Origin of the sequence: Yoonia sp. (assembly GCF_042093035.1) — a bacterium.
GTDB lineage: Bacteria > Pseudomonadota > Alphaproteobacteria > Rhodobacterales > Rhodobacteraceae > Yoonia.
The window spans coordinates 1-9,123 of record NZ_JBELFI010000105.1 but is presented as its reverse complement, the minus strand read 5'-3'; the positions used below and the strand labels follow the sequence as shown (position 1 = coordinate 9,123).

The 9,123-nt window shown below is 56.7% G+C and carries 10 protein-coding genes; 4 read left to right on the top strand and 6 right to left on the bottom strand.

Annotated elements, in window-relative coordinates:
• Nucleotides 1–51 precede the first annotated feature (51 nt).
• Nucleotides 52–1,305 carry a hypothetical protein gene (locus ACFDSS_RS11875; RefSeq protein ID WP_375255954.1) on the bottom strand — a complete coding sequence of 418 codons (1,254 nt, stop codon included), beginning with the start codon at nucleotides 1,303–1,305 and terminating at the stop codon, nucleotides 52–54.
• A gap of 269 nt (nucleotides 1,306–1,574) precedes the next feature.
• On the opposite strand from ACFDSS_RS11875, the gene ACFDSS_RS11870 reads away from it, so the two are divergent.
• Nucleotides 1,575–1,733, top strand: coding sequence for a hypothetical protein (locus ACFDSS_RS11870; RefSeq protein WP_375255953.1), 159 nt, complete (start codon nucleotides 1,575–1,577; stop codon nucleotides 1,731–1,733).
• 24 nt (nucleotides 1,734–1,757) lie between these two features.
• On the opposite strand, the gene ACFDSS_RS11865 is transcribed toward ACFDSS_RS11870, so the two are convergent.
• The 4 genes from ACFDSS_RS11865 to ACFDSS_RS11850 form a co-directional block, all read right to left on the bottom strand.
• Nucleotides 1,758–2,516 carry an alpha/beta hydrolase gene (locus ACFDSS_RS11865; protein ID WP_375255952.1) on the bottom strand — a complete coding sequence of 253 codons (759 nt, stop codon included), beginning with the start codon at nucleotides 2,514–2,516 and terminating at the stop codon, nucleotides 1,758–1,760.
• A gap of 11 nt (nucleotides 2,517–2,527) precedes the next feature.
• The gene (gene coaD, locus ACFDSS_RS11860) at nucleotides 2,528–3,022 is read right to left on the bottom strand and encodes a pantetheine-phosphate adenylyltransferase (protein ID WP_375255951.1); all 495 of its coding nucleotides are present in this window, start codon (nucleotides 3,020–3,022) and stop codon (nucleotides 2,528–2,530) included.
• Between the two features lie 66 nt (nucleotides 3,023–3,088).
• Entirely contained in the window at nucleotides 3,089–3,523 is a 435-nt protein-coding gene (locus ACFDSS_RS11855) for a CBS domain-containing protein (protein WP_375255950.1), read from the bottom strand.
• A 35-nt stretch (nucleotides 3,524–3,558) separates the two neighbouring features.
• Nucleotides 3,559–4,461 (bottom strand): LysR family transcriptional regulator, encoded by a 903-nt coding sequence (locus tag ACFDSS_RS11850; protein WP_375255949.1) that lies wholly within the window; start codon nucleotides 4,459–4,461, stop codon nucleotides 3,559–3,561.
• A gap of 99 nt (nucleotides 4,462–4,560) precedes the next feature.
• On the opposite strand from ACFDSS_RS11850, the gene ACFDSS_RS11845 reads away from it, so the two are divergent.
• Genes ACFDSS_RS11845 through ACFDSS_RS11835 form a run of 3 tightly spaced genes read left to right on the top strand, consistent with a single transcriptional unit; the run spans nucleotide 4,561 to nucleotide 7,361 of the window.
• Nucleotides 4,561–6,060 (top strand): CoA-acylating methylmalonate-semialdehyde dehydrogenase, encoded by a 1,500-nt coding sequence (locus ACFDSS_RS11845; RefSeq protein WP_375255948.1) that lies wholly within the window; start codon nucleotides 4,561–4,563, stop codon nucleotides 6,058–6,060.
• Between the two features lie 17 nt (nucleotides 6,061–6,077).
• A complete protein-coding gene (gene mmsB, locus ACFDSS_RS11840) occupies nucleotides 6,078–6,944 on the top strand; it encodes a 3-hydroxyisobutyrate dehydrogenase (RefSeq protein ID WP_375255947.1) in 867 nt (288 codons plus the stop codon).
• A gap of 54 nt (nucleotides 6,945–6,998) precedes the next feature.
• The gene (locus tag ACFDSS_RS11835) at nucleotides 6,999–7,361 is read left to right on the top strand and encodes a hypothetical protein (RefSeq protein WP_375255946.1); all 363 of its coding nucleotides are present in this window, start codon (nucleotides 6,999–7,001) and stop codon (nucleotides 7,359–7,361) included.
• A 68-nt stretch (nucleotides 7,362–7,429) separates the two neighbouring features.
• Here ACFDSS_RS11835 and uvrA read toward each other — a convergent pair.
• On the bottom strand, nucleotides 7,430–9,123 hold a 1,694-nt coding region (gene uvrA, locus ACFDSS_RS11830; protein ID WP_375255945.1), incomplete at its 5' end, for an excinuclease ABC subunit UvrA.

Here is a 9,123-nt window from a genome sequence, read left to right as displayed (position 1 = left end):
CATGCGCGAAGTAATCTTCATGCGCTTTTTTCGTTGATTAGGGACGTTGCTTTATACCGCAAACGGGCATTTCCCAACCATCTCTCCGGGCTTGCCACCGTAGAGATGTTCCACCCGGACATTACTATGGGCGGCATGGACATGCTTGCGCGCCCGGAAAAGCTGTCCGAGCGGACGCATGCAGTCGTATGTATTCCAGGAGTTAAACTGCAAGCGCCCCGCCAGTTCCGCGGAATTAATCGCTTGATCGGCGCCCAGCGAAAGGGTGCCGACGTCAATAAATGGCGATTTCGTTTCATCCCAAATAATGTCGCAATACTCCGCTGCCATAACACCTTTCGGAGGGTCCTCGGCTTCCGGCTCCGGGATGCAATCGGGGGTCGCCAGTTGAACTGAGAGAGTAAATTCGGCGGTCCTGCCCTCATTCAGCCATTGATCCATATTGTCTTTATATTTCTGCGTCACGTCCGACTTGAGCGGATCAAAGTCAGCTACATCATGGCTTTGCTTTGGTGTGATCCGAAACTTCATCGCCCCGTCACCCAGCTTAAATGGCCCAAGTCCGTAATAGGCCTTACCAGCCCAGCCTTTCGCACTTTCCGGGGTGGTGCGCGCAATAGCAGAAAGCCGGCCCACCCGCTTCTTAACCCGCAAGAGCAATGCCAGATTCCGCCAATTTGAAAGCATCTTCAGCGTTTTTATCGATGGCGGCTTCAACGCACCTGCGATCGCCATCTGCCTGCCATCGCGCACAAAGAACGTATGGTTGTCGGAGTTTTGCTGAGAAACACCGGCCACCATCAGTAGATCTAGCTCTGGTGCTTCACCGGATGCGGCGTAGGCATTTGGGATGTTCTTTGGCATGTCCAGCTTTACGGCAAGCCGGTTAATCGCAAAACCAAGGTCATAATCTCTGGCAAGCCCACTGCGCGCCACGACCGGATAGGCGGCCTCCTGCGCAAACAGACCGACACGAAACGCCTCTGGCAGGTTGTCGATCTGATTGATCTGCAAGTTACCGCGCAAGACGCCATTGGTGTGACCCCAATGCGGTTCATGAAACGTCAGGTCGTCATTTCCGATATCTTTCTTCTTACCGAGCGTCTGCGCCGTGAAGGCATCAACGACCGTTTTGGTGAGCTCCTCCTCTTCATCGTCAATAACTTCCTTGGGCAGAAGATACCCGTTCACAACCTCATCGCTGGGCAAATCGCCCGCAAAGACGCGTTTATTGGGGTTGGTCGTAAGCAAGCCGTAAGCGAAATACGCGGCCCCGAAAAACAAAATGATCCAAACGAGCATCATAATAATAATCCCCTCAACAAACTGGCTAATTTGAGTATCTTAGTCTGGCCCGATCGGCTGTGACAACTTATTCAGTGCAGGACTGGTTGTCGGCCCAGAAAGCCCGGGCACCGCAGCCCACTCAATGCCTTGAAAACAGGCGTTTAGCAGATGGCGCCATGCATCAAGCGCATATCCGGTAGCGCTAACTGTGTGTTGTTCTGCACTGCAGCATGGCTAGATGATGGGATGAGACAAACAAACGCGATGACTTGGAAAGGAGCACGCAAATGACCGTATTGAACACTGTCCGCACTGCAATGAAAAAGCGCGCGGCCTACAGCCGCCTCAAGTTTGAGCTGGCAAACATGCCTCTGGAAACAGCCATTGACCTTGGCATGTTCCGCGAGGATGCCGACAAGATCGCCAGTAAGGCAATCTACGGGTAAGCCTCAAGGCACGCCAGCAGGTCGTCAGTCCACGGCCTGCGCTAGAAACGCATCAATGCGATCCCGGTAACCTGGCTGACCCGCCAGGTCGTTGTGGGTCGCATTTTTGATTGCGTGATAGCCCACATCCAGCCCGGCATCACGCATCAGATCAGCCAACGCCTTGCCCTGGGCCAGCGGGATAAGTTGATCCTCCACACCATGCTGGATCAAAACCGGCGCAGAGAGCGCGTCAACATCCCGCGTGGTGTCCCATTTCTGCACCCCGGGCATATAGCACGCCGGCACCCACGCGGCCTGCGCCATCAGACTGCAAAGTCGCGCGTAGGGCGCATCAAGAAGCACAGCCGCCACGGGACGGCGCGCAGCCACATGCACCGCAAGCCCGGTTCCAAGCGAAAACCCATGCACCGCAATTGGTCCGTCATGTTTTGCAGCAAGCCAGTCATAGGCCGCCAATGCATCCGCTTTCAATCCCGCCTCTGATGGGTTTCCCGCCACGCCCCCGCCTCCGCGATAGGCCAAGGCCACTACCGTGCGGCCCGCTTCTTGATGCGCATCCAATGTGTCGGAAAAGAACCCTAGCGCACCACCATTTCCCATGAAAAAAAGCACCGCCAGCGAATCCGTCCCTTCAGAGACCGCAATCGTGACGTCGCGACTGCCAATAATTTCTTGGTTGTAGGCGGGGTCGTCGAAAGGATCAGGTGCGAAAGGGTAGATCGCACCCGGATGAAACACGATCATCGCAATTGCATAGGCGAGATATGTGCCTAAAATCATCCAGATCCAAGTCAATCACGGAACCGGGCGACCAACGCATCGCGGACATCGGGTGCTACGAATTTGGACACGTCACCGCCAAGCCGCGCAATTTCCTTGACCAGCTTGGAGGCGATCGCCTGATGTTGCGCCTCGGCCATCAAAAAGACAGTCTCGATACTGTCGTCAAGCGCGCGGTTCATGCCAACCATCTGATACTCGTATTCAAAATCGGCAACAGCCCGCAGGCCACGAATGATAACGGACGCGCCAACGTCACGCGCGCAGTCGATCAACAGATTTTCAAACGGATGGGCCACGATTTCACAGCCCGAAGCATCGGCGAAAGGGGCGCATTGTACCTCTATCATCGCCACACGTTCTTCAAGACTGAACAAGGGGCCTTTGTCGCGATTGATGGCAATGCCGATCACCAAGCGATCGACCAGCGAACAGGCGCGACGGATGATATCCATATGCCCATGCGTGACCGGATCAAACGTGCCGGGGTAAAGTCCTATGCGCATGGCGGGCCTCGTCTTGTCTGCGTTGGCGCCAAGCAACATGAAACTGGCGGAAAAATCAAGTTGGGGCTAGTGCCCCATAATCATCCCCTCCAGAGATTCTTTCTCCATGGCCAACTGCGCGAGACGGCCTTTGACAGCATCGCCAATGGAAATAAGGCCGACCAGATTTTCACCGTCCATTACAGGCAGGTGGCGAAAGCGCCCGTCGGTCATCATCTCAAGGACATCCAGCGCGGAATGCGTGAGGGTGCAGGTGACAAGTTTTGCAGTCATCAGCGCACTCACCGGATCTCTGAGGCACCCGGCACCACGCTTTCCAAGCTCGCGAACGATGTCTCGCTCCGACAGGATCCCGTCAAGCGATGTCCCATCAGCCGAAACCACAACTGTACCAATCCGGTGTTTCGACAACAGCTTGGCGGCATCCGCGACCATTGCGTCCGGCTTCACGGAAATTACGCCGACATCCGGCTTCGACTTCAACATTTGGGCCACGATCATGTGCAAGCTCCTTGCATTGGTAATACCTTAGCGTTTCAAATCTGAGGCCAAGCTGTCAAGCTTGCCTTCTGCTCCAATCGCGCAACTTCCTGCTGCATCCCTACGCAAAGTGCGGCTGCGAAGCGCTTCAGCCGGTCAGAATGCCGATCGGATGCATGGCGCACCAAATAGAACGCACGGGTCAGGGCGACCTCATCCACAAGAATCCGTCGCAACTCAGGTGCGAACGGCAAAGCAAAATCATGGACGATCCCGACACCACCCTGCCGGATCATCTGCAACTGCACGGCAACCGAATTCGAGGCCATCTGCACCCCCGTCACACCGACTTCACCGAGATAGTCCAACTCTTTGTCGAAGATCATATCAGCGATATATCCCACGATCCGCTTGCCCTTGAGGTCTGCAGCACTGCGCAACGGATCGACATCCGCACGCATCGCCAAATGCAACCGATAGTCGGTGATCTTGCGTGCCGTCAGCCGTCCTGTCGTCGGCGGGCTGACCGCAATCGCCATGTCCGCCTCGCGGCGTGAGAGGTTTACAATTCGGGGCAGCGCCAGAATCTGGACCTCAAGGTCCGGGTTCTTCGCCTGAATGGCCGCGCAGACTTGCGGCAACAGAAAATTCGCGGCCCCGTCCGGTGCCCCAATGCGGATTTGTCCGGTCAGCGCCTCTGATCCGCCCTGCCCTTCATCTTGCGCCTGCCGCAAATGCCGCTCAGCCGCGATTGCTTTTTCGCGCATCCGCTCGCCCAGATCGGTCAGCGCATAGCCAAGCGGCGACTTCACAAAAAGCGCAGCCCCCATGCCCTGCTCTAGCCGCGCCACCCGTCGCCCGACAGTCGAGGGGTCCAGCTTCAACTGCCGCGCGGCCCCGGTAAGACCGTCCGCGCGCGCGACAGCCAAGAAGATCCGCATATCATCCCAGTTTTCCATCACATCCTTGCACTTTTGCAAAATGATTTTGGCTTATTGGCGCTTTTACAGCGAAAATTGCAAGGCTATAGTCGGTATAACTGGCAATTGGAGGATCCCATGCAAGAACTCACACATTACATCAACGGCGCCCATGTCAAAGGCACATCAGGCCGCTTTGCCAATGTCTACAACCCCGCCACCGGTGAGGTTCAGGCCAAGGTTCCTCTCGCCAATCAGGACGAAATGGCGCAAGCAGTCGCGGTCGCGGAAAAAGCGCAACCTGCTTGGGCCGCCGTGAACCCACAGCGGCGCGCCCGCGTCATGATGGCATTTGTGGGCCTGCTGAACCGGGACATGGACAAACTGGCCGAAGCGCTCAGCCGCGAGAATGGCAAGACCCTGCCGGATGCAAAAGGCGATGTGATCCGTGGCTTGGAAGTGGTTGAATACTGCATCGGCGCGCCGCAGATGCTGAAAGGAGAATTCACCGATAGCGCAGGCCCCGGGATCGACATGTATTCGATGAAGCAGGCGCTGGGCGTGACGGCTGGCATCACACCTTTCAACTTTCCGGCAATGATCCCGATGTGGATGTTCGCTCCTGCGATTGCCTGCGGAAACGCGTTCATCCTGAAACCCTCCGAACGCGACCCTTCCGTGCCGCTGATGCTGGCGGAATTGATGGAAGAGGCGGGCTTGCCCAAAGGCATCTTGCAGGTCGTGAACGGTGACAAGGAAGCGGTCGATGCGATCCTTTACAACGACACGATCCAGTCGGTTGGCTTTGTGGGCTCGACCCCGATTGCGGAATACATCTACGGGACAGGCTGCGCGCAAGGCAAGCGCGTGCAGTGCTTTGGCGGCGCAAAGAACCACATGATAATCATGCCGGACGCCGACATGGAACAAGCCGCAGACGCGCTCGTGGGCGCAGGCTACGGTGCGGCGGGTGAACGGTGCATGGCGATCTCGGTTGCGGTGGCTGTTGGCGATGACACGGCGGACCGCCTGTTGGAGAAGCTGGTCCCGAAAGTGGAGGCCCTGAAAGTCGGACCCTATACATCCGGCAATGACGTAGACTACGGACCAGTTGTGACGGCAGCGGCCAAGGCAAACATCGAGCGCTTGGTGCAAAGCGGGATCGATCAAGGGGCCAAACTTGTCGTAGACGGGCGGAACTTCAATTTACAAGGCTATGAGGATGGCTTCTTTGTTGGCGCACATCTTTTCGACAATGTGACCAAAGACATGGATATCTACAAAACCGAAATTTTCGGACCCGTCCTGTCCACCATTCGCGCACAATCCTACGAAGACGCCATCGGGCTGGCGATGGACCACGAATACGGCAACGGCACCGCGATCTTCACCCGCGACGGCGACACCGCACGCGATTTCGCGTCACGTATCAACATCGGCATGGTCGGCGTGAATGTGCCAATCCCTGTGCCACTGGCCTATCACACCTTCGGCGGCTGGAAAAAATCCATGTTCGGCGATCTCAACCAGCACGGTCCTGATGCATTCAAATTCTACACCCGCACAAAGACCATCACATCACGTTGGCCTTCAGGTATCAAAGAAGGCGGAGAGTTCTCGATCCCGTTGATGGAATAAACGCAGGAGACGGCCGGATGCATATCGGATTTATCGGACTGGGAAACATGGGCGCGCCGATGGCCGCGAACCTTGCCAATTCGCATGAGGTGGTGGGATTCGACACGAGTGCACAGCCGGACGGGATCACACTGGCGCCAACTGCGGCAGCAGCAGTGGATGGTGCGGATGTGGTAATCACGATGCTGCCCAACGGTGATATTCTGCGGGCGGTCGCGGATGAGGTCCACCCCGCGATGAAGCCGGGGGCGATCCACCTTGATTGTTCCACCGTTGACGTGCAAAGCGCGCGCGATGTGGCGGTCAAGGCGCGTGAGGCAGGGCTATCGGCCATCGACGCGCCGGTATCCGGCGGCATTGGCGGGGCCACAAACGGCAGCCTGACCTTTATGGCAGGCGGTCCGTTGGATGCGTTTAAGACCATCCTGCCACTCTTTGATATCATGGGACAAAAGGTCGTCCACTGCGGCGACGCAGGCAACGGGCAAGCGGCGAAAATCTGCAACAACATGATCCTCGGGGTGACGATGATTGCCACAAGCGAGGCCTTCGTGCTGGCCGATAAACTCGGTCTGGACCGGCAAGCGATGTTTGACGTGGTCAGCACATCATCGGGTTATTCATGGTCGATGAACGCCTACTGCCCCGCCCCCGGCATCGGCCCGCAAAGCCCGGCCGATAATGACTACCAACCGGGATTTGCAGCAGAGCTGATGCTCAAGGACCTCAACCTGTCCCAAATGGCCGCTGAAGGCGCGGATGCGGACACCCCGATGGGAGAGCTAGCAACTGCACTCTATGAAAGATTCGTCAAGACAGAGAACGGCAAAGGCAAAGATTTCTCGGCAATGCTGCCCCGATTTGAGAAACGTGGTCGGGATTAACAGCCAGCGGTGGTGTTATTGAATATCACTCATTGCCATGCGATGTATCAGTCCATGAAAACATTGCTCAAAACCGCCGCCGCCGCCCTATTGATCGCCAGCAGCCCTGCCTTGACCAGCACCGCTGTCGCGCAACAAAACTGCCCGCCCGGGCTTGCCAAAAAGAACCCGCCCTGCGTGCCTCCCGGACAAGCGCGGCAAGGGGTGACAACGCAAGAATGGTTGAACCGCAACAATATCGGCAGCCGGATTGGCGATGATGACTATATCTATCTCGAAGACTATGACGACGTATATTACGATGCGCTGCCACCTCTTGGATCGAACGAGGCCTACGTCGTCTATGACAATGGCGTCGTTGTGCTCAGCCAAACCAGCCTGACAATCCTGCGCCTGATTGACATTTTGGCAAACTAGGCGCGCCTATCATCTTGCCAAGAAAACTCCCGCCGGAGGCATCGGCAAAATCTTTGCATTTTGGCGAATTAAGCCGCCGCGACCTTACGCGCACCAAGCATCTGTTTGAGATAACGTCCGGTATGACTGTCGCCAACTTCCGCTACTTTTTCAGGTGTGCCAATCGCCACAATCCGCCCGCCGCCATCACCGCCCTCAGGGCCGATATCAATGATGTGATCGGCGGTCTTGATGACGTCCAGATTATGCTCGATCACAATGACCGAGTTCCCCTGATCGACCAATTCATGAAGCACCTCCAAGAGTTTGCGAACGTCCTCAAAATGCAGCCCAGTTGTCGGCTCATCAAGGATGTAAAGCGTGCGCCCCGTGGAACGGCGGGCCAATTCTTTCGACAGTTTTACGCGCTGGGCTTCACCCCCTGACAGGGTCGTCGCCTGCTGCCCCACCTTAATGTAGCCGAGGCCCACGCGCATCAACGCATCCATCTTTTCGCGGATGGAGGGCACCGCGGTGAAGAACGTCTGCGCGTCTTCCACGGTCATATCCAGCACATCGGCGATTGATTTGCCCTTGAACTTGATCTCAAGCGTTTCGCGGTTGTAGCGCGCACCCTTGCAAGTTTCGCACGTGACATAGACGTCCGGCAGGAAGTGCATCTCGATCTTGATGACACCATCTCCCTGACAGGCCTCACAGCGTCCGCCCTTGACGTTGAAACTGAAACGTCCGGGCTTGTAGCCCCGCGCTTTCGCCTCTGGCATACCCGCAAACCATTCGCGGATCGGGGTGAAGGCCCCGGTATAGGTCGCAGGGTTTGATCGCGGCGTGCGTCCGATGGGGCGTTGATCGATGTCGATGACCTTATCGAGGTGTTCAAAGCCCTTGATCGTTTCACATGGCCCCGGCGTTTGACGCGAGCCGTTCAGTCGCATGGAGGCATTCTTGAACAATGTCTCAACCGTCAGCGTCGACTTGCCGCCGCCCGAAACGCCCGTGACGCAGACAAACTGACCCAGCGGAAAATCGACTGTGACATTCTGCAAATTGTTCCCCGTGGCTTTCACCACAGTCAGCTTTTTGCCCTTGCCTTTGCGCCGCTTGGCCGGGACCGCGATCTCACGTGCGCCCGTCAAATATTGGCCGGTTATGGACTCTGCGGTATCCATAATTTCTTGTGGTGTGCCTTTGGCGACGACCTGACCGCCATGCACACCGGCACCGGGACCGATATCAAAGACATAATCCGCCTCCCGAATGGCTTCCTCATCATGTTCCACAACGATGACCGTATTGCCTTGGTCGCGCAGGTTTTTGAGCGTCGTCAGCAAACGGTCATTGTCGCGCTGGTGCAACCCGATGGAAGGCTCATCAAGCACATAAAGCACCCCCTGCAAGCCCGATCCGATCTGACTGGCCAGGCGGATACGTTGGCTTTCCCCCCCCGACAGTGTGCCCGAATTCCGGGACAGCGTGAGGTATTCGAGGCCCACATTGTTCAAAAACCCCAACCGCTCGCGGATTTCTTTCAGGATGGCAGAGGCGATTTCATTCTTCTGCTTGCTCAATGCCTCTGGCACCTCTTGGCACCAATCAAAGGCCTCCTTGATGGACATCTGCACCACCTGCCCCACATGCAGCCCGCCGATTTTCACCGCCAGGGCTTCTTCGCGCAAACGGTAGCCACCACAGGTGCCGCAATTGCGATTGTTCTGACAGTTTTCAAACTCTTCGCGAATCCAGTTGCTGTCTGTTTCGCGGT